19 protein-coding genes are annotated in these 18,745 nt (G+C 71.8%); 10 read left to right on the top strand and 9 right to left on the bottom strand.

Features of this window, described 5'->3' with window-relative positions; genetic code table 11:
- Positions 1–83: 83 nt before the first annotated feature.
- The 4 genes from lanL to ACFYUS_RS28210 all read left to right on the top strand — a co-directional run bounded on the left by lanL (position 84) and on the right by ACFYUS_RS28210 (position 5,117).
- The gene (gene lanL / locus ACFYUS_RS28225; protein ID WP_388857910.1) at positions 84–2,783 is read left to right on the top strand and encodes a class IV lanthionine synthetase LanL; all 2,700 of its coding nucleotides are present in this window, start codon (positions 84–86) and stop codon (positions 2,781–2,783) included.
- A gap of 163 nt (positions 2,784–2,946) precedes the next feature.
- Positions 2,947–3,102, top strand: a complete 156-nt coding sequence (locus tag ACFYUS_RS28220; RefSeq protein ID WP_388857907.1) for a VenA family class IV lanthipeptide — start codon at positions 2,947–2,949, stop codon at positions 3,100–3,102.
- Between the two features lie 81 nt (positions 3,103–3,183).
- Complete coding sequence (locus tag ACFYUS_RS28215; protein WP_388857904.1) at positions 3,184–4,266, top strand: ATP-binding cassette domain-containing protein; 1,083 nt, start codon at positions 3,184–3,186, stop codon at positions 4,264–4,266.
- Entirely contained in the window at positions 4,263–5,117 is an 855-nt protein-coding gene (locus ACFYUS_RS28210) for an ABC transporter permease (RefSeq protein ID WP_388857901.1), read from the top strand. The genes ACFYUS_RS28215 and ACFYUS_RS28210 overlap by 4 nt, the downstream gene beginning before the upstream one ends.
- 54 nt (positions 5,118–5,171) lie before the next feature.
- On the opposite strand, the gene ACFYUS_RS28205 is transcribed toward ACFYUS_RS28210, so the two are convergent.
- On the bottom strand, positions 5,172–5,603 hold the full coding sequence (locus ACFYUS_RS28205; protein WP_388857898.1) for a hypothetical protein: 432 nt from the start codon (positions 5,601–5,603) through the stop codon (positions 5,172–5,174).
- Positions 5,604–5,890: 287 nt separating this feature from the next.
- Between ACFYUS_RS28205 and ACFYUS_RS28200 the strand changes: the two genes are divergently transcribed.
- Positions 5,891–6,931, top strand: a complete 1,041-nt coding sequence (locus tag ACFYUS_RS28200; RefSeq protein ID WP_388857895.1) for a vWA domain-containing protein — start codon at positions 5,891–5,893, stop codon at positions 6,929–6,931.
- Here ACFYUS_RS28200 and ACFYUS_RS28195 read toward each other — a convergent pair.
- A complete protein-coding gene (locus tag ACFYUS_RS28195) occupies positions 6,921–7,544 on the bottom strand; it encodes an HAD-IA family hydrolase (RefSeq protein WP_388857892.1) in 624 nt (207 codons plus the stop codon). The genes ACFYUS_RS28200 and ACFYUS_RS28195 overlap by 11 nt on opposite strands.
- 295 nt (positions 7,545–7,839) lie before the next feature.
- Between ACFYUS_RS28195 and ACFYUS_RS28190 the strand changes: the two genes are divergently transcribed.
- Both ACFYUS_RS28190 and ACFYUS_RS28185 read left to right on the top strand, forming a co-directional pair.
- Positions 7,840–8,742, top strand: coding sequence for an NAD-dependent protein deacetylase (locus ACFYUS_RS28190; RefSeq protein ID WP_388857889.1), 903 nt, complete (start codon positions 7,840–7,842; stop codon positions 8,740–8,742).
- Between the two features lie 122 nt (positions 8,743–8,864).
- Complete coding sequence (locus ACFYUS_RS28185; protein WP_388857886.1) at positions 8,865–9,401, top strand: hypothetical protein; 537 nt, start codon at positions 8,865–8,867, stop codon at positions 9,399–9,401.
- Between the two features lie 33 nt (positions 9,402–9,434).
- Here the strand turns inward: ACFYUS_RS28185 and ACFYUS_RS28180 are convergent, their stop codons facing one another.
- Positions 9,435–10,244, bottom strand: a complete 810-nt coding sequence (locus ACFYUS_RS28180; RefSeq protein WP_388857883.1) for an alpha/beta fold hydrolase — start codon at positions 10,242–10,244, stop codon at positions 9,435–9,437.
- Positions 10,245–10,359: 115 nt separating this feature from the next.
- A complete protein-coding gene (locus tag ACFYUS_RS28175; RefSeq protein WP_388857880.1) occupies positions 10,360–11,226 on the bottom strand; it encodes an RNA polymerase sigma-70 factor in 867 nt (288 codons plus the stop codon).
- Between the two features lie 147 nt (positions 11,227–11,373).
- On the opposite strand from ACFYUS_RS28175, the gene ACFYUS_RS28170 reads away from it, so the two are divergent.
- Positions 11,374–11,853 carry a carboxymuconolactone decarboxylase family protein gene (locus ACFYUS_RS28170; protein WP_388857877.1) on the top strand — a complete coding sequence of 160 codons (480 nt, stop codon included), beginning with the start codon at positions 11,374–11,376 and terminating at the stop codon, positions 11,851–11,853.
- Between the two features lie 40 nt (positions 11,854–11,893).
- Here ACFYUS_RS28170 and ACFYUS_RS28165 read toward each other — a convergent pair whose 3' ends face one another.
- Genes ACFYUS_RS28165 through ACFYUS_RS28145 form a run of 5 tightly spaced genes read right to left on the bottom strand, consistent with a single transcriptional unit; the run spans position 11,894 to position 16,588 of the window.
- Positions 11,894–12,586, bottom strand: coding sequence for an HAD family hydrolase (locus ACFYUS_RS28165; RefSeq protein ID WP_388857874.1), 693 nt, complete (start codon positions 12,584–12,586; stop codon positions 11,894–11,896).
- Positions 12,583–13,668, bottom strand: a complete 1,086-nt coding sequence (locus ACFYUS_RS28160) for an ABC transporter ATP-binding protein (protein WP_388857871.1) — start codon at positions 13,666–13,668, stop codon at positions 12,583–12,585. Before ACFYUS_RS28160 ends, ACFYUS_RS28165 begins: the two co-directional genes overlap by 4 nt.
- Positions 13,669–13,671: 3 nt before the next feature.
- Positions 13,672–14,595, bottom strand: a complete 924-nt coding sequence (locus tag ACFYUS_RS28155; RefSeq protein WP_388857868.1) for an ABC transporter permease — start codon at positions 14,593–14,595, stop codon at positions 13,672–13,674.
- Positions 14,583–15,476, bottom strand: coding sequence for an ABC transporter permease (locus ACFYUS_RS28150; protein WP_388857865.1), 894 nt, complete (start codon positions 15,474–15,476; stop codon positions 14,583–14,585). The genes ACFYUS_RS28155 and ACFYUS_RS28150 overlap by 13 nt, the downstream gene beginning before the upstream one ends.
- Positions 15,476–16,588 (bottom strand): ABC transporter substrate-binding protein, encoded by a 1,113-nt coding sequence (locus ACFYUS_RS28145; protein WP_388858237.1) that lies wholly within the window; start codon positions 16,586–16,588, stop codon positions 15,476–15,478. The genes ACFYUS_RS28150 and ACFYUS_RS28145 overlap by 1 nt, the downstream gene beginning before the upstream one ends.
- Positions 16,589–16,903: 315 nt before the next feature.
- On the opposite strand from ACFYUS_RS28145, the gene ACFYUS_RS28140 reads away from it, so the two are divergent.
- Together ACFYUS_RS28140 and ACFYUS_RS28135 are read left to right on the top strand one after the other, a co-directional pair.
- A complete protein-coding gene (locus ACFYUS_RS28140) occupies positions 16,904–17,653 on the top strand; it encodes a GntR family transcriptional regulator (protein ID WP_388857862.1) in 750 nt (249 codons plus the stop codon).
- Between the two features lie 173 nt (positions 17,654–17,826).
- Positions 17,827–18,738, top strand: a complete 912-nt coding sequence (locus tag ACFYUS_RS28135; RefSeq protein WP_388857859.1) for a peptidoglycan-binding protein — start codon at positions 17,827–17,829, stop codon at positions 18,736–18,738.
- Positions 18,739–18,745: the final 7 nt, after the last annotated feature.

Below are 18,745 nucleotides of genomic sequence, written 5' to 3'. Positions count from 1 at the left end.
GAATCGGGGTGGGTGCGTGTTGGTCTGTTTATGTCACCGGGCACCTTCCCCTCAGCGGTTCTCACCGTTGAGAGGGACACGCAATGACGAGCCACGCTACCGAAGTCGATTTGGAAGGCCTTCTCCGCGAGGCGCTGCACACCACGGATACGGGTGCGCGCTGGGCGGTCGAGGCGGACGAGATGTGGTGCCGGGTCGCGCCCCGGCCCGGGACGCGACGTGAGCAGGGGTGGAAGCTGCACCTGTCGGCCACGGCCGCGTCGGCGCCGACCGTCCTCGCCAAGGCCCTGGGCGTGCTGCTGCAGGGGAGGTCGGGGTTCAAGTTCGCCCGGTCGCTGGAGCAGGTCAGCGCGCTCAACTCCCGTGCGACGCCCCGGGGAAGCTCGGGCAAGTTCATCACGGTCTACCCGCGTTCCGACGCCGAGGCGGCCGAGCTCGCCCGGGAGCTGCACGCGGTCACGGCGGGTCTCGCCGGGCCTCGGATCCTGTCCGACCAGCCCTACGCCGTGGGCAGCCTGGTGCACTACCGCTACGGAGCGTTCGTCGGCCGGCGGCGCCTGTCGGACGACGGTCTGCTGGTGTGGTTCATCGAGGACCCGGACGGCAACCCCGTCGAGGACAAGCGCACCGGCCAGTACTCCCCGCCGCCTTGGGCCGTCTGTCCGTTCCCCGCCACGGTTCCGGTGACACCGCGTGGCGGGGATGCGAAGAGTCGTCCGGTGGTGCTCGGTGGCCGCTTCGCGGTGCGGGAGGCGATCCGGCAGACGAACAAGGGCGGTGTGTACCGGGGCAGCGACGTCCGTACGGGTGCGGGCGTGGTGATCAAGGAGGCGCGGCCGCACGTGGAGGGCGATGCCTCCGGCGGCGACGTCCGGGACTGGCTGCGGGCCGAGGCCAGGACGCTGGAGAAGCTCACGGGCACGGGGCTGGCACCGGAAGCGGTGGCGTTGTTCGAGCACGGCGGGCACCTGTTCCTGGCCCAGGACGAGGTGCCGGGCGTGACCTTGCGCACCTGGGTGGCCGAGCGTTTCCGTGATGTGGGAGGCGAGTGCTACCGCGCCGACGCGCTGGCGCAGGTCGCGCGCCTGGTGGACCTGGTGGCGGCGGCGCACGCCCGCGGCCTGGTCCTGCGGGACTTCACACCGGCCAATGTCATGGTCCAGCCGGACGGTGAGCTGCGCCTGATCGACCTGGAGCTCGCTGTCCTGGAGGACGAAGCCGCGCTGCCGACCCGCGTGGGGACGCCCGGTTTCAGCGCCCCCGAGCGTCTGGCCGACGCGCCTGTCCGTCCGACGGCCGACTACTACAGCCTCGGCGCCACCGCCTGCTTCGTGCTGGCCGGGAAGGTGCCGAACCTCCTGCCCGAGGAGCCTGCCGACAGGCCGACCGAGCAGCGGTTCGCCGCATGGCTCGCGGCCTGTACCGGGCCGCTCCGGCTCCCCGACGGCGTGGTGGCCATGATCCTCGGGCTGATGCGGGACGACCCCGCCGAGCGGTGGGACCCGCCCAGGGCCCGCGAGGCCCTGCGAACGGCTGTCCCGGAGGCACGGCCCCAGGGCGTGAGCGGGACCGTCGTACGGCCGGTGGCCCGCGTCGGTGACGACCCGGTGCGGGACGTCGGGGCGCTGGACGAGGTGGTGGCCGGGCTCGTGGACCACCTCATCGGCTCGGTCACACCGGCGGACGACCGACGGCTGTGGCCCGTGTCGACCCTCGCCGGGGAGAGCGATCCCTGCATGGTGCAGCAGGGCGCGGCCGGTGTGCTGGCCGTACTGTCGCGGTACTTCGAGGTCACCGGCGATCCGCGCCTGCCCGGGCTGATCTCCACCGCGGGGCACTGGATCGCGGACCGCACCGACCTCCGCTCCACACGCCCCGGCCTGCACTTCGGCGGCCGTGGGACCGCTTGGGCGCTGTACGACGCGGGGCGCGTGGTCGACGACCGCCGGCTCATCGACCACGCGCTGGCTCTGGCGCTGGCACCGCAGCAGGTCACGGCCCATCACGACATCACCCACGGCACCGCGGGCAGCGGGCTCGCCGCCCTCCATCTGTGGCAGCGCACCGGGGACACGCGCTTCGCCGAACTGACCGTCGACGCCGCCTCGCGGCTGACCGCCGCCGTCAGACGCGGGTCCGGCGGAGTCGGCTGGCCGGTCCCCGCCGAAGCGGACGCGGAGGACGGCGGCAAACGCTACCTGGGCTTCGCCCATGGGACGGCCGGCATCGGCTCCTTCCTCCTCGCCGCCTCGGATCTCTCGCGGCAGCCCGAGCACAGGGAACTGGCCCTGGAAGCCGGCGAGCACCTGCTGGCCTCCGCCGTACGCACCGGTGAGGCGGCCCAGTGGCCCTCCCAGGCCGGGGACGTGCCCACGGCACCGTACTGGTGCCACGGCTCGGCGGGCATCGGTACGTTCCTCGTCCGGCTGTGGCAGGCCACCGGGGACGACAGATGCGGCGACCTCGCCCGCCGCAGTACGCACGCCGTCACGGAACGCGCCTCGCGCGCCTCGCTCAGCCAGTGCCACGGGCTGGCGGGCAACGGCGACTTCCTCCTCGACGTGGCCGACGCCACAGGAGACCCCGTGTACCGGGCGATGGCCGAGGAGCTGGCCGGCCTCGTCCTGGCCGAACGGACCCACCGCCACGACCAGGTCGTCTTCCCCAACGAGTACGGGGACGTCTCGACCAGCTGGAGCGACGGGTCGGCCGGAATCCTCGCCTTCCTGCTCCGGATGCGTCACCCCGGCCCGCGGCACTGGATGGTCCAGCAGTCGGGTTGAGCGACGAGGAGTCCTGGGAAGCCCCCTCGGGCTTCCCCGCTCCTCCCCCGCTCCCCTTCCGCGGATCCGTCCCGCACCCCACAGACTCCCGGCACCGGCTGGTCCGGATACCGGGTCGAGCGGCAGAAGAGTGCTGCCGCCACCTCACAAAAAGGAGAGAACCATGGAGAACCAGGACCTCGAGCTGCTTGCCCGCCTCCACGCCCTCCCGGAGACCGACCCGGTCGGTGCCGACGGTGCGCCGTTCGCGGCGACGTGTGAGTGCGTCGGCCTGCTGACGCTCCTCAACACCGTCTGCATCGGCATCAGCTGCGCGTAGGACAGCCAGCACCATCCGGCCGGCGGCTGTCCCGGGCAGCCGCCGGCCGGATGGCGGACCCGTAGACGAGGACCAGACCACATGCAGCGACAGACCGGTGACGACGATCTCGCCACAGCGGCCCTCACGACGGCCGCGCCCGCGAGCCCGTACGTCACGCACCACCCTCCCGAGCCGGTGTACGCCATCAGTACGCGCGGTCTGGTCAAGAGCTACCCGGGGCCGGAGGGCAGCGTCACCCACGCCGTGCAAGGCCTGGATCTGGACGTGCACCGAGGCGAGACGTTCGCCTTCCTCGGCCCCAACGGCGCGGGGAAGTCCACCACGATCGCCATGCTGTGCTCCCTGGCCCGCCCCACCTCCGGTCACGCCGTGGTGGCCGGCGCGGACGTCCTCACCCAGCCCCACGAGGTACGCCGCCGGGTCGGCATGCTCTTCCAGCACAGCGCCGTGGACCCGGATCTGACAGCCGAACAGAACCTCCACATCCACGCCCGCCTCTACGGCCTCTCCCGCGCGCACGCCCGCCGGCGTACCGCCGAGGTGCTCGAGACGGCCGGGCTCACCGACCGGCGCCGCTCCCCCGTACGCACCCTGTCGGGGGGCATGCGGCGGCGCCTGGAGATCTCCCGCCAGCTGCTGCACGCGCCCGGCGTGCTGTTCCTGGACGAGCCGACCACCGGACTGGACCCCCACGCCCGAGCCCAGGTCTGGGAGCACCTGCGAGCCCTGCGGGAACTGCACGGCAGCACCCTCTTCGTCACCACCCACTACCTGGAGGAGGCGGAGAACTGCGACCGCCTCGCCATCATCGACCGTGGCCGGCTGGTCGCACAGGGCACGCCTGCGGAGCTGAAGGCCGCGATCGGGGACGACCGGGTCGTCCTGCGCACCGACGACGACACGGCGGCGCGGCGGGTCGTACGCCACATCGCGCCGCCCGACCGTGCCGTCACCGTCGACGCGGACGGGATCTGGCTGCGGGTGCCGGGCGGCAGCTCCTGGATCCCCCGTCTGTGCGCGGCCCTGGAGGCACACGGCATCGCGGTGCACTCCGCGTCCGCGACCCCGCCCACGCTCGACGACGTCTTCTTCCACCACACCGGCCGCAGCCTGGACGCCACACAGCCCCGCCGGGCGCCGGAAGCCGGTGCCGGCCGATGACCACCTACACCTGGAAGTCCTCGGAGACGTCCCACGGCGAGCGGGCCACCCGCCTGCGGCACGAACTGCGCGCCGTCCACGCGCTGGTCCACCGCGATCTGCTGCGTCTGTCCGGTCAGCGCACCCACACGGCGCTGATGCTGCTCCACCCCGTGCTCTACCTCTTCATCCTCGGGGGCGGACTGGCCGCTCTCATCCCCCAGTCCTCCCTGGGCGTCGGATACCAGACGTATCTGTTCCCCGGCATGCTGATGATGACGGTGCAGACCCCCGCCATCATGGTCGGCATCCGCCTGATCACCGACCGGGAGAGCGGCTACCTGCGCGAGCTCCTCATGGCGCCGGTCCACCGCTCCACCCTGCTCGTGGGCAGCTGCGTCGGCGGCACCCTGACCGCCACCGTCCAGGGTGCCGTCCTGCTCAGCCTGGTCGGCTTCGTCGGCCTGCCCTACGACCCGCTCCTCCTGATGCTGCTTCTCGCGGGGATGGTCCTGGCCTCGTTCACCATCACGTCCCTGGCCCTGGCCCTGGCGGTCGGCCTGCGCAGAGCCGAGACGTTCCACACCCTGCTCGGTCTGGTGATGATGCCGCTCCTGTTCCTCTCCGGCGGCTTCTTCCCCCTCACCGCCCTGCCCGGTTGGGCCCGCACCCTGTCCGACGTCAACCCCCTCGCCTACGCCGTGGACCTCCTCCGCCGCACCATCACCCTCCGGGTCCCGGACCAGGCGGCCGCCGCCGGCATCGAATGGGCCGGCCAACCACCCCCCCTCCCCCTCGAAGCCGCCGTCCTCCTGGTCAGCGGCGCACTCGCCCTGCTCTGGGCGGCACGTCGCTTCAACCGCCCGGAATGACGCCGGTACCACCGTCGAACTCGCCCGCCCGGCCACGAGACGGAGAAGTCGTGGTCAGCATGTTTCGCCGGACAGGCCCTGCGCGCCGGGCACGCATGCGGTCCGGGTCGCCGGCGGCCAGGGGGTCGGGTGCGATGCGCCCTCGGGGTCGGTGCGGGTTGGCCGGGAGTCGTTGCCGAGCCACCGCCGGAGCACGGCGTGGGTGGTGTCGTCCAGCGTGCACAGGGCCTCGACGGCGTCGCGGTCGCCCGGCAAGGGGGCGATGCCCGCAGCGGTGAGAGCGGCGTGGAGTTCCAGTCGACGACGGTCGGGCGGGGTGAGGGGCACGGGCGGGCGGCCAGAGGACCCGGGCGCCGGCAGCGCGTCGTCGTAGGGAGCCGTCGGCGGCTTCTCCCGGTGGTCGTCGATGCGTACGGCAGGGAAGCGGTAGGGGTCGAGGTCCACCAGTGCCGCCGGCGTCGTGGGGAGAGCCTGGAACGTGGTCATGAATGCCTCCTCAGTCATCGTGCAACCTGCACAGGACGACGGCATGACGGCCGGGGGCAGTTGCGGCATCGGGTGCGCATCCACCCGGATGCCCCCTATGCCATCTCGTCACAAGGCGGATGACCCGATAAATCGCCGTGAGACGGCAAGCATGGCGGGGGTCGGTGCGGCTCGGGACATGACACCCGGTCACCAGCGGGGTCATGGCCAGCGATTGGGGCATCAGTTCGATTGTCAGTGGTGGGTGAGACGGTAGGGGTACCGATTCGAAAGAGGGGGAAGCCGTCTTGTCCGGAACTCAGAACTACATCAATCACGTCGCCCTGGTGCTGGACGCCAGTTCGTCCATGTCCCATCTGAGCCGCAAGGTCGTCGAAGTCGCCGATCAGCAGATCGCGTATCTCGCTCGGCGGTCGAAGGAACTGGACCAGGAGACCCGTGTCACCGTGTACGTCTTCGCGGACAAGGTGGAATGCGTCGTCTACGACAAGGACGTGCTGCGAATGCCGTCGCTCAAGCAGCTGTACCGGCCGGGGGGAATGACGGCTCTGCTGGCGGCCGCGCTGAAGTCGCAGCGGGAACTGGCGCAGACCGCCCAGTTGTACGGTGACCACAGTTTCCTGACGTTCGTCCTGACCGACGGGCAGGAGAACGCGAGTCACCGCTGCCCGGACGCCCCGGACGGCACTCCGGGCGAACTGGTGCGGGCCGTGGCCGAGATGATCAGGTCGCAGGAGGACAACTGGACCCTCGCCGTTCTCGTGCCGGACCAGATGGGCAAGCGCGAGGCGATGAACTGTGGTTTCCCCAAGGAGAACGTCGCGATCTGGGATGCCACGAGCACACAGGGCCTGGAGGAGGCCGGTCAGGTCATTCGGGAGGCCACCGAGAAGTTCATGGTGGGCCGCACCCAGGGCATCAGGGGATCGCGTGCGGTGTTCTCCACGGGAGCGGAGGCGGTCAACAAGGACACCATCGAGGCGGCGGGGCTCACTCCGGTGAATCCGTCGGAGTATCAGCTGATCCCGGTTGCCCGTGACGTGGCGATCCGGGAATGGGTCGTCGAATCCGGGCACGCCTATCGGACGGGATGCGCCTTCTATCAGCTGACCAAGACGGAGAAGATTCAGGCGCGGAAGCAGATCGCCGTACTGGAGAAGAAGACGGACCGGGTGTACACGGGGCCCCAGGCGCGGGCGCTGCTCGGACTGCCGGGTGTGGAGACGCGCGTCAAGCCCGATCACAACGACGACTTCACCATCTTCGTGCAGAGCACCAGCGTCAATCGGAAACTCGTCTCCCACACGCGGCTTCTTCTCATGGTCTGATGATTCCGGCGTCGAGATGAGCCGCTATGCGTGCGATGGTCCGGGCGTTGTCCTCGAACAGGTGCGCCTGCATGCCTGCGGCTCGGGCCGCCTCGATGTTGGCTGCGGCGTCATCGATGAACAGACAGTTCTCCGGCCGCGCGCCCAAACCGGCGGATGCCGCCTCGAAGGCGCGGAGATCGGGTTTCTCGATGCCGATCTCGTGCGAGTAGACGATCTGCTCGACCAGTTCGTCGAAGTGGTAGAGCGTCGTCTCCCGTTCGCGGGCGCCGACGAAGCTGTTGCTCAGGATGCCCAGCCCGCATCTGCCGCGCAGTCCTCGTACGTAGTCGATGAGTTCGCTGTTCGGGGTTCCCAGGTACTCCTCCCAGAGATCGGCCATGAAGGCCTCGGTCCGGGGGCCGTCGAGGCCCAGTCGTGCCGCGGTCTGCGCGTGGACCTCTTGCTCATCGATGCTCCCGACGCTGCCGGCCCGCCACACGTCGCGCATGCGCGCGCTCACGGCGCCGGGCGGCAGTCGCAGGCGTTCTTCCCAGCGTCCCACCCACCCGGTCTCCGGCGTGATCTCCAGCACGCCGCCTATGTCGAGAATGACGCAGGTCCTCGTGGACACGTGGACTCCCCCTCTTCGTCCTGGCTCGAGCGGCGAGCGGCACATCGCAGCACCGGCTCACGTGGTCGACAGGGACACCTTCGTGTCTCCCTCCCGGGCGAGGTCAAGTGATCTTGGAAGGCTGTAGCGATCCCGTCGCAATCCGGCGCCCCCCTGCTCCCCCTCCTGGTGCGGTGCCGGGGGGGGCGGGGGGAACGCTCTCGCGGTTGCGGGGTGTGCGCTCGTCGGGACCGTGCGGAGTCGGGCGGCGTGGCGGCGGAAGCGGTCGGCCGGGGCTGTTCCGTACCCTGGCGTCATGCGTATGCGCCCCACTCTGAGCTGGACCCCCGACGAGGACCTGCCACCGGGTACGACGGATCTGGGGCCGGTCGCCGATGCGCTGGGGACCGGCGGTGTGCTGGTGCTCAGCGGCGCGGGCATCTCCACGGAGTCGGGCATCCCCGACTACCGGGGGCAGGGCGGAAGCCTGAGCCGGCACACCCCGATGACGTACCAGGACTTCACCGGAAGCGTCCAGGCCCGGCGCCGGTACTGGGCGCGCAGCCACCTCGGGTGGCGCACCTTCGGCCGCGCCCGGCCCAACGCCGGGCACCTGGCCGTGGCCGCCTTCGCGCGCCGGGGGCTGCTCTCGGGCGTGATCACCCAGAACGTCGACGGTCTCCACCAGGCCGCCGGCAGCGGAGGCGTCGTGGAGCTCCACGGCAGCCTGGCGCGGGTCGTGTGCCTCTCCTGCGGTGCGTACAGTCCGCGCCGCGAGCTCGCCGAGCGGCTCGAAGAGGCCAATGCGGGCTTCGAGCCGGTGGCGGCCGGGATCAACCCGGACGGTGACGCCGACCTGACCGACGAGCAGGTCGGCGATTTCCACGTGGTGCCCTGCGCGAACTGCGGCGGCGTCCTCAAGCCCGACGTGGTGTTCTTCGGCGAGGCCGTACCGCCGGCACGGGTCGAGCACTGCCGCGGGCTGGTCGGCGAGGCGGCCTCGCTGCTGGTCCTGGGCTCCTCACTCACCGTGATGTCGGGCCTCCGGTTCGTACGCCAGGCCGCCCAGGCCGGGACACCGGTGCTGATCATCAACCGGGACCCGACGCGCGGCGACCGGCACGCCCTCACCCGGATCGCCCTCCCGCTCGGGGCGGCCCTCACCGCCCTCGCCGACCGGCTGGGGATCCCCGCCGACGACCGGGCGGGGCCGGACTGAGAGCGTGCGTGTCCGTGGCGCACCGGGGGTTCACTCCTGAGGGGCTTCCCTCCGCATTCGCCGGACCCCCGCCTCGGCGGCGGTCTAGCGTACGGGCAACGCGGTCACCCGAGGAGGATCCTGTGTCTTCGCCCTGCGACCCCCAGTACGCTCCCGCCGGCGATGTGAGTGCGGCGCTGATGCTGGTCGACTCCCGGCTCAAGGCCATCTACGACGGCAGGACCGAGGTCGATCCCGAACGGCAGTTGCTGGACCGGCAGTTCACCGCCTCCTTGGGGCCCACGGGAGCCCAGGACCTCCTGGACGGCGTGTGCACGATCATCTTCATGTACATGAAGTGGCTGCGGACGGCCTGCGAGGACCACGACAAGAACGTGATCGAGTACGTCGTGCCCAACCTCGTGACCTCGATGAGCAGGATGCCCAGGAGCATCCGCCCCGAGGCCATCCCCACCATGGCCGGGCTGCTCATCGCGGCCGGCACCGGACTCAGCCCCAGTCTGTGGCGCCAGCAGTACGGGGACTGGACCCGGGAGGAGATGAACCCCCTGGAGGCCACCGCCTTCCTGCTGGCGGAGGTCATCAACCGGATCACCGACGACCAGGACTTCGCCACCCGCCTGATCACCGACGCACTGTCCAGCGCGGACGCGTACTGACCTGCCCGACCCGCGGTTTCGAGCGGCCGGCCCTCAGGTGCGGCCGGCCACGAAGGCCGTCAGGTCGCGCAGGACGCGGTCCGGGGCCTCCCAGTACGCGACGTGGCCCACGCCCTCGTAGACGAGGAGGCGGGAGTCGGGGACGGTGTCGAGGATCGTCTGCTGGTCCTCGCGGGTCAGGATCGGGTCCTGGTCGCCCCAGACGAGCAGGGTGGGGACGAGGATGCCCGTCAGGGTGGCCCGGAGGTCAGTCTCCAGCAGGCCGCGCAGGGTTTCGCGCCAGACGTGGGCCGGGGATTTGAGGGCTTCGTCGATGACGGTCTGCAGGAAGCCGCGTCCCATGGGGGTCGCCGTCATGCCGTCCATGAAGGCCGCCGGGAGCGCGGGGTCCACCGGGTCCGTCAACTCCCTTACGGTATTCCACAGTTCGGCGGCCTGCGGCTTGTCGGAGAGGGTGGCCGGGACTCCGAGCAGGACGAGGCCCGCCACGCGGTCCGGCCTGCGGCCCGCGACGATGCGGGCCTGCACCCCGCCGCTCGACCCGCCGGCCAGTACCGCCCGTTCCAGGCCCACGCTGTCCATGAACGCGATCAGGTCCGTGGCGAAGTCCTCCGGCAGATATCCGTCGGGCGGCTTGTCGGCGTCGCCGTGGCCTCGCTGGGTGGGGGCGTACGCGTGCAGCCCCGGGGGCATGCGGCGCAGCATCGGCTCGAACGTCCACCAGGAGTCCAGGTAGCCGTGCACCAGGACGAGCGGGGTGCCCCCTGGCCCGCCCGTCTCCGCGTACGGAAGTGTGGGGCGCCCCTCCCCCAGGACGGCGCTGTGCACGGCGACGGCGGCCATCGCGGCCCTCCTCACCTCTCCTGCCTCCAGCATAGGAAGGAGGGAGGTGGGGGACATCCGGGGCGTTCCCCGGGCTCAGCGGCTCAGCGGCTCAGCGGCTCAGCGGCTCAGCGGCTCAGCGGCTCAGGAGGGTCTCCCGTTCCAGGTGCGACAGCTTCTGCGGGTTGCGCACGGCGTAGAGGCCGGTGACGCGGCCGTCGGCGACGCGCACCGCGAGGACGGTGTCGATCTCTCCGCCCAGCCGGACGATCAGCGCCGGGTCGCCGTTGACCTGAGCCGGCTGGAGTGTCGTCGTGGCGGCGATCCGGCCCAGGAGCCCTGCCACCCGGCCGGCTCCCACGACGGGCTCCAGGGCCGCTCGTACGACTCCGCCGCCGTCGGTCAGCAGGACGACGTCGGGAGCGAGGACGTCGAGCAGGCGTTGCAGGTCGCCCGTCTCGACCGCCCGGCGGAACGCCTCGACCGTGCGGCGGGTCTCCGCGGCGGAAGCGGCCCCCCGCGGGCGGCGCGCGGCGACGTGGGCGCGCGCCCGGTGGGCGATCTGGCGGACCGCGGCGGGGGTCTTGCCGACGGCTTCGGCGATCTCGTCGTACGCCAGGTCGAACACCTCGCGCAGGACGAACACCGCCCGCTCGGTCGGGCCGAGGGTCTCCAGGACGAGGAGCATCGCCATCGAGACGCTGTCGGCCAGCTCGGCGTCCTCGGCCACGTCGGGCGCGGTCAGCAGCGGCTCGGGCAGCCAGGGACCGAGGTAGGACTCCTTGCGCCGGCCGAGCGTGCGGAGGTGGCTCAGGGCCTGGCGCGTGGTGATCCGGACCAGGTACGCACGCCGGTCCCGTACGGTGCCGGGATCGACGCCCGCCCACTTCAGCCAGGTCTCCTGGAGGACGTCCTCGGCGTCGGCGGCCGAGCCGAGCATCTCGTAGGCGACGGTGAAGAGCAGGTTGCGGTGGGCGACGAACGCCTCGGTGACGTCATTCATGCTCCCCAGACGCCGGCCGGCGCCGTTCTGTGACACCCGGGACCGGTGAATCACGCCACAACGCCGTCCCGTCACGGGGAGCGGGGCGGCGGCGTCTTGTGTTCGCCCGGTGCGACCGCACGGGGCACCACGAGTGAGGACGATGTCATGGAACCCCGTTTCCACATGTTCGACAGCCCGACCGCCGCGAAGGTCGCCAAGCGCTTCTACAGCACCTCGCTGGTCCTGGAGGAGTCGTCGCTGCCGAGGGCCCTGCGGGAGCTGGTGCAGCTCCGGGTCAGCCAGATCAACGGCTGCGGATTCTGCGTGGACGCGCACGCCAAGGAGGCGGCGGCCGCGGGGGAGACCGCGGTCCGGCTCAGCCTGGTCGCCACCTGGCGGCACAGCACCGTGTTCACCGAGGCGGAGCGGGCCGCGCTGGCGCTCGCCGAGGAGGGCACCCGGCTCGGCGACCACGGCGTGACCGACGCGACCTGGGCCGGGGTGCGCGAGCACTACGACGACGATCAGATCGGCGCCCTGGTCTGCCTCGTCTCCCTGATCAACGCCGCCACCCGGATGAACGTGATCGTGCACAACCCGGGCGGCGCGTACGAGCCCGGGCTGTTCGCCCGTATGACCGACTGACCGGCGGTCCGGCAGACCGGTTGTCCGACCGCCGGCGGCTTCAGGTGGCCTTTCCGTCGCGGACGTGGCGGCGAAGGCCTTCCAGGGACACGTCCTCCAGGCTGTCCGCGAAGATCCGGTCCGGGCCCGGGGGCACCGGGAGGAGGGAGGGGACGACCAGGACGGTGCAGCCCGCGGCGTCGGCCGAGGCGGCGCCGTCCGGCGAGTCCTCGACGGCCACGCACGCCGCCACCGGGACGCCGAGCCGTTCGGCGGCCGCGCGGTACGGATCGGGGTGCGGCTTGGTGCGTACGGTGTCGTCGGCGGAGAGCGTGAACGCGAAGGGCACGTGCGCGAGCGCGCCGCCGACCACCGAGTCGACCACTGAGCGCGGTGAGGCGCTGACCAGTGCGAACGGCAGCCCGGCCCGGGCCAGTTCGGCCAGCAGCCGGTCCGCTCCCGGGCGCATCGGGGCGCCCTCGTCGACGCGCTCCTGGAAGGCGGTGGTCAGTGCCGCCGCGACGCCGTCCGGGTCGGGCGCGCCGGTGGCCCGTACGAGGTGGGCGGCGGTGTCCTCGACGGCGCGTCCGACGACCTCGGGCGCGTCGGCGTCCGTGAGCCGGTGTCCGAGGCGGGCGGCGACCTCCTCCGTCGCCTGCCACCAGAGGACCTCGGTGTCGACGAGGGTGCCGTCCATGTCGAAGAGGACGGCGGCGAGTCCGCTCACCGCCTCCTCCTCGGTACGACGCGTCACCGCTCCGTCCTCGGCACGACGAGGACGGGGTGCGGGGCGAGGCCGACGGTGGCGCGGGTCCCCGGCGTCAGTTCGCCCGCGTCGCGCGACGGGAGGTCCGCCTTGACCGTCGTGCCGCGGTGGTCGAGGTGGACGCGGGTGACGGAGCCGAAGAAGGAGGTGGAGACGATGACGGCCTCGCCGTCGGCGTCGGCGGTCACCGTGACGTTCTCGGGGCGGACGAGGACCTCGACGTCGGGGGTGCCGGGGACGTCGCCGTCGACGGGGAGGCGGCTGCCGGCCGCTTCCACGAGGCCGGAGTCGGTGAGCCGGCCCGGGAGGCGGTTCATGGTGCCGACGAACTCGGCGACGAAGGCGGTCGCCGGCCGGCGGTACAGCTCGGCCGGGGCCGCGCACTGTTCCAGTTTCCCGGCGTTGAGGACGGCGACGCGGTCCGCCATGGACAGCGCCTCCTCCTGGTCGTGGGTGACGAAGACGGTGGTGATCCCGAGGGAGAGCTGGAGCCGGCGGATCTCCTCGCGCAGGCTGAGCCGTACCTTGGCGTCGAGCGCGGAGAGGGGTTCGTCCAGGAGCAGGACGCGGGGGCGCAGGGCGAGGGCGCGTGCCAGGGCGACGCGCTGCTGCTGGCCGCCGGACATCTGGTGCGGGTAGCGGTCGCCGTGCTCGGGCAGGCCGACGAGGTCGAGGAGTTCGGCGGCGCGGGCGTGGCGCTCGGCGGCCTTGCTCTTGCGGACGCGGAGGCCGAAGGCGACGTTGTCGCGGGCGGTGAGGTTGGGGAAGAGGCTGTACGACTGGAAGACCATGCCGGCGTCGCGGCGGTTGGCCGGGACGTGGGTGATGTCCTCGCCGTCCACGAGGACTTCGCCGGAGTCGGGGCGTTCGAAGCCGGCGAGGACGCGCAGCGCGGTGGTCTTGCCGCAGCCCGACGGGCCGAGGAGCGCGAGGAGTTCGCCCGGTTCGACGGTCAGGTCGAGGCCGTCGAGCGCGGTGGTGGTGCCGAACGCGCGGCGCAGGCCGCGGAATTCGACGCGGGCCCCGGTGGCGGCGGTGGACTCCGTCCGTTCCGCTGTGGCTGAGGTCATGGGTCAGGACTCCTTGCGGGAGGTGCGGGGGGCTCCGGGCGTGCCGGTCTGTGCCGTTCCGGCCCGGGACAGGACGAGGAGCAGCAGCCAGGTGATGACGAGGCTGAGGAGGGAGACGGCCACCGACATGCGGGCCTGGGCGCCGGAGATGGAGACGATCCACACGGCGAAGGGCCGGAAGCCGAGGATCGAGGCGATGGTGAACTCGCCGAGGACGAGTGCCAGGGTGAGGAAGGAGGCTCCGGCGAGCGAGGAGCGCAGGTTGGGCAGGATCACCCGGACCATGACGTACGGCCAGGAGGCCCCGCAGTTGCGGGCGGCCTCGACGAGGGTGGGGACGTCGACGGCGCGCAGTCCCGCGTCGAGGGAGCGGTACACGAACGGCAGGGCCATGACGGTGTACGCGAGGACCAGGACGAAGGGGAAGTCCTCGTTCTGGACGGCGAGGAACGTCTGGTAGAGCGGGGTCCGCGACAGGTGGTCGGGGCCCCAGCGCAGTACGGTGCTGATGCCGGTGACGAGCGCGATCGGCGGCACCACCAGCGGCAGCATGCACATCACCTCGACGACCGGCCGCAGGCGCGGTGCGCCGAGCCGGACCGCCACCAGGGCGGGCACGGCGAGCAGCAGGGACAGCGCGATGGTGGCGGCGGCGAGGCCGAGGGAGAGCAGCAGGCTCTGGGTGAATCCGTCGGCGGAGAGCAGCGCGGTGTACGCGTCGAAGGAGACGCCCTGGCCGGGGGTGTGCACGGTGAAGACGAACGAGGCGATCAGCGGGACGAGGAAGTACGCGCCGCCGAGACCGAGGACGAGGCCGCGCCACACGCGGGGGCGGCGCCGGGTCCGTGCGGGGGCGGTGGGCCGGGCCGCCGCCCGCGCCTCGGACTCCGGGGTGACGTCCGGGGCGGTGGGGGTCATCGCAGCCATCGGGCGCTCCTGCGCTGGAGGGGGAGGTAGACCGCCATGACCAGGCCGGCGATCAGGATCATGTCGAGGCCGAGGGCGAGGGCGACGTTCTCCTGGCCGACCATGACGTTGCCGGAGAGCGCGTCCGCGATCTTCAGGGTGACCAGGGGGACGGAGCCGCCGACGAGCGCCGCGGCGGTCGCGTGGGCGGCGAAGGCGCTGCCGAAGAGCAGGACGAATCCGCCGAGCAGCGAGGGCGCGAGGACCGGGATGCCGACGTGGCGCCAGTACTGCCATCCGCCGGCGCCCGCGTTCTGCGCGGCCTCCCGCCACTGGGGGCGCAGGCCGTCGAGGGCGGGCATCATCACCAGGACCATGAGGGGGATGAGGAAGTACAGGTAGACGACGGCGAGGCCGCCGAAGGAGTACAGGTTCCAGCCGAGGCTCGTGAGGTCGGCGAGCTGGGTGACCACGCCGGAGATGCCGACGGTCGCGATGAACGCGAACGCGAGGGGGACGCCGCCGAAGTTGGCGAGGACGCCGGAGGCGGTGAGGACGGCGCTGCGCAGGGCCTGGGACCGGGAGGTGACGACGGCCTGGGCGATGAGGACGCCGAGGACCGAGCCGATCAGGGCGGTGAGCGCGGAGAGTTGCAGGCTGCCGAGGAGGGAGCCGAGGTAGGGGCCCTGGAGCGAGCGGCCGAGGTGCTCGCCGGTGAGGGCGGTGGCGCCGGTGGCCGGGTCGGTGCGGGTGACGGCGCCGAACAGGAGGGCGCCGAGGGGCAGTCCGAAGGCCAGGGCGGTGAAGGCGATCAGGGGGAGGGCGGCGAGCCAGGTGCGGGGGCCGCGCCGCCGGCGGCTGGTGCCGCCGGCGGTTCCCGTGGTGGGGGTGGCTGAGGACATCAGGAGAGGGCCTTGTCCCACTTCTCGGCGAGGGTGGCCTTGGCCTTGTCGAGCTCGGCGGAGGCCGGGAAGGAGGGGGTGCCCTCGACCTTGGGGAGCTTGGCCAGGAGCGTCTTGTCGGCGGTGCCGTCGGTGGTCATGGCCGGCAGCAGGACGGGGCGGGCGTAGCCCTTGAGCCAGAGGTTCTGGCCCTCGGTGCTGTAGAGGAACTCCATCCACAGGCGGGCGGCGGCGGGGTGCGGGGCGTCCTTGCTGACGGCCTGGGAGTAGAACTGCGCGTACACGCCGTCGGTGGGGACGGAGACCTGCCAGTCGACGCCCTTGCCCTTGAACTGGTCGGCGTAGCCGGCGTTGAGGTAGTCCCAGTCGATGCTGATGGGCGTCTCGCCCTTCTCGACCGTGGCCGGGGTGGACTCGACGGGGATGAAGTTGCCGCTCTTCCTCAGCGTGCCGAAGAAGTCGATGCCGGGCTGGATGTCGGCGAAGGAGCCCTTGTTGGCGAGGGCGGCCGCGTACACGCCGCCGAAGGCGGAGCCGGACTTGGTCGGGTTGCCGTTGAGGGCGACCTTGCCCTTGTACTCGGGCTTGAGGAGGTCGGCGAAGGTCTTCGGGCAGTTCGGGATGCGCTTGGCGTCGCAGCCGATGGAGACGTAGCCGCCGTAGTCGTTGTACCAGCGGCCGTCGGTGTCCTTCTGGGCCGCGGGGATCTTGTCCCAGGCCTCGACCTCGTACGGGGCGAACAGGCCCTCCTCGGCGCCGCTGCGGGCGAAGGCGATGCCCAGGTCGAGGACGTCGGGGGCGCGCTTCTGGCCCTTGCGGGACTTGACGGCGGCGATCTCGTCGGCGCTGGAGGCGTCCGGGTTCTCGCTCTCGACCTTGATGCCGTACTTCGTCTCGAACGCCTTGATCAGCTCGCCGTAGTTGGCCCAGTCCGGCGGCAGCGCGATGACGTGCAGCGCGCCCTCCTGCTTCGCCGCCTTGACGAGGGCGTCCATCCCTCCGAAGTCCTTGGCCGACGCCGCCGTGGCCGACTTCGCGCCCTCGGCGCCGGCGGCGCCCTCGGGAGCGGCACCACAGGCGGTGACGGTGGTCAGGACGACGGCGCCGAGCAGGAATGCGGCGCCGCGGACGGGGGTTCTGCGCACGGGTTTCTCCCAGGAGCGAGTGGAGCTGCTGAAGCGAGTGACGGAACTTGTCTGAACAAGCCGCCCCTAGTTCGCCCGCGCCTCCTGTCCAAAAAGTGAACGGGACATGGCGCGTTCTACACGGTTCCCGGAAGAGCCGGTTGTGATGAACCACAGGTGGGGCCGGTGGACTTGAGAGGAACCGACGGAGCCGTCCGATGACCGGTCATCGGGTTAGGGTGGGCGGCGGGACGGCACACCAACTCACTGGATGTGCGCAGCCGTACGGGAGACGGGGGCATCGTGACGGCGCTGTACGTGGAGATCGCGGAGGAGCTCCGCCGCTCGATCCTCAGCGGCGAGTACCCCGTCGGCGCCCGCCTGCCGTCCGAGAGCGACCTCGCCGACCGCTGGTCCGCGTCACGGGGCACGGTGCGCCAGGCCGTCGCCCTGCTCACCTCGGAAGGGATCATCGGATCGCGTCAGGGCGCCCGCCGCATCGTGCTGCGCAGGGAGCGCCGGCACAGCTTCGCCGAACTCAACAGCTTCGCCCAGTGGGCGCGTGCCATGGGCTACCGGTCGGCCAGCCGCTTCCTCCATCGCGAGCGTCGCGCGGCCACGCCCGAGGAGGCGCGCCGGCTGGCCCTCCCGGAAGGGGCCGGGGTCCTCGACGTGCTGCGCCTGCGCTGCCTGGACGACGAACCGGTGATGCTGGAACGCACGGCGTACGCGGAGTGGGTCGCGCCCACCGTCGAGTCCCTGCCCGTCGACTGCCCCTCGATCATGGACAGCATGGCCGAGGACGCGGGGATCATCGCCCACTACGGCGAGCACCTCATCGACGCGGTGCCCGCCGGGAGCGACGACGCCCGGCTGCTCCGGGTCCGCCGGGGCAGTCCGCTCCTCCGGCAGCGGCACTTGACGAGCAATCAGGACGGCCGTCCCATCGAGTGGACCGAGGACCGCTACCGCGCGGGGAGCGTCACGTTCAACGTGAGCAATTCGGTGGGCACGGCCCCCTTGGTGCGGGATCCCGGCTCACTGCTGATGTGAGGATTTCCGGTTCGGCGTGACCTGCGTCACTTGTTAAGGGTTGTTTAAGAATCAACGTCGCGAAGGTGCCCTTTTCGCATGCCTTGGGTGCAGTTGACGCTTGCCTTGACCGCCAGTCAAATTCTCCTCGGCTTCGCCGCAACTTCCATGGCTTCACCACATCTGGAGCATCCATGCGCAACAGGACTGCCCTGACCCCAGCAGTCACGAACGGCGCCCCCGAGCCGGCATCGCATCCCGCGCAGGACGACCTCATCTTCGGGAAGGTCGCCGGACCCGGCGCCGGCGGGCCGGGGGCACGCGCGCAGGACGTCGAGCTGTTCGACGTGACGCAGACCCTGCCGCGCGTCCCCTCCGAGGCCGGGCCTCATGGACGCCATGGAGCGGGCAGGCCCCGGCACGTAAGGAAAGGGGCCCGGTCGCGGCGGGCCGCGCAGGCGCCCCGGCGCGAGAACCGGGGCGGCCTGTCGCTCCCGTTGCTGCTCACCGGCGCGCTCGCCGCGGGGATCGGACTCGCGGTCGGCCTCACGCCCGAGTCCGACCACACGCCCCCGGACGGCCTGTCCCTCGTGATGCCCGACCTGCCGGCGCCCCACGTGACCCCGGACGCCGAACCGACGGCCACCGGCCGGAGCGCGAAGCCGACGGCGACGCCGGCGGCCGTCCCGAAGACCTCCTCACCGCCACCGACCACACCCGCTCCCCCGCCGTCGACGCCGGCTCCCCCGCCCACGCGCACACACCGGCCGACGCCCCCGCCGACACCGACGCCGGCCCGCAGCTCCCCGCGTTCCGATCGGACCGACACGTCCACGCTGGCGCTCGGCAGCACCGGGCCGGACGTCGTGGACCTCCAACAACGCCTCCAGCAGCTGTACTTGTACCTCGGATCGGCCGACGGGGTCTTCAGCGAGTCCGTGGAAGCGGCGCTGAGCCGCTTCCAGACGGCCCGCGCCATCCCGGAGGAGCCCGGCGTCTACGGACCGATGACCCGCACCGCCCTGTACGCCGAGACCGACCGGCCCGGCCGGAGAGGCCGGGACGGCTCGGACGACAGAGACGGCTGGGGCGACTGGGACGGCTGACCGGGCC

This window comes from Streptomyces sp. NPDC004284, from assembly GCF_042874035.1.
Taxonomy (GTDB): Bacteria; Actinomycetota; Actinomycetes; order Streptomycetales; family Streptomycetaceae; genus Streptomyces.
This window is presented reverse-complemented; position numbering and strand designations above follow the sequence as displayed.

Bases quoted from the DNA above. Each gene is read 5' to 3' on its own strand.
- lanL (WP_388857910.1), top strand. From the start codon at position 84: ATGACGAGCCACGCTACCGAAGTCGATTTGGAAGGCCTTCTCCGCGAG.
- ACFYUS_RS28220 (WP_388857907.1), top strand. From the start codon at position 2,947: ATGGAGAACCAGGACCTCGAGCTGCTTGCCCGCCTCCACGCCCTCCCG.
- ACFYUS_RS28215 (WP_388857904.1), top strand. From the start codon at position 3,184: ATGCAGCGACAGACCGGTGACGACGATCTCGCCACAGCGGCCCTCACG.
- ACFYUS_RS28210 (WP_388857901.1), top strand. From the start codon at position 4,263: ATGACCACCTACACCTGGAAGTCCTCGGAGACGTCCCACGGCGAGCGG.
- ACFYUS_RS28205 (WP_388857898.1), bottom strand. From the start codon at position 5,603: ATGACCACGTTCCAGGCTCTCCCCACGACGCCGGCGGCACTGGTGGAC.
- ACFYUS_RS28190 (WP_388857889.1), top strand. From the start codon at position 7,840: ATGCGTATGCGCCCCACTCTGAGCTGGACCCCCGACGAGGACCTGCCA.
- ACFYUS_RS28180 (WP_388857883.1), bottom strand. From the start codon at position 10,244: ATGGCCGCCGTCGCCGTGCACAGCGCCGTCCTGGGGGAGGGGCGCCCC.
- ACFYUS_RS28175 (WP_388857880.1), bottom strand. From the start codon at position 11,226: ATGAATGACGTCACCGAGGCGTTCGTCGCCCACCGCAACCTGCTCTTC.
- ACFYUS_RS28170 (WP_388857877.1), top strand. From the start codon at position 11,374: ATGGAACCCCGTTTCCACATGTTCGACAGCCCGACCGCCGCGAAGGTC.
- ACFYUS_RS28160 (WP_388857871.1), bottom strand. From the start codon at position 13,668: ATGACCTCAGCCACAGCGGAACGGACGGAGTCCACCGCCGCCACCGGG.
- ACFYUS_RS28155 (WP_388857868.1), bottom strand. From the start codon at position 14,595: ATGGCTGCGATGACCCCCACCGCCCCGGACGTCACCCCGGAGTCCGAG.
- ACFYUS_RS28150 (WP_388857865.1), bottom strand. From the start codon at position 15,476: ATGTCCTCAGCCACCCCCACCACGGGAACCGCCGGCGGCACCAGCCGC.
- ACFYUS_RS28135 (WP_388857859.1), top strand. From the start codon at position 17,827: ATGCGCAACAGGACTGCCCTGACCCCAGCAGTCACGAACGGCGCCCCC.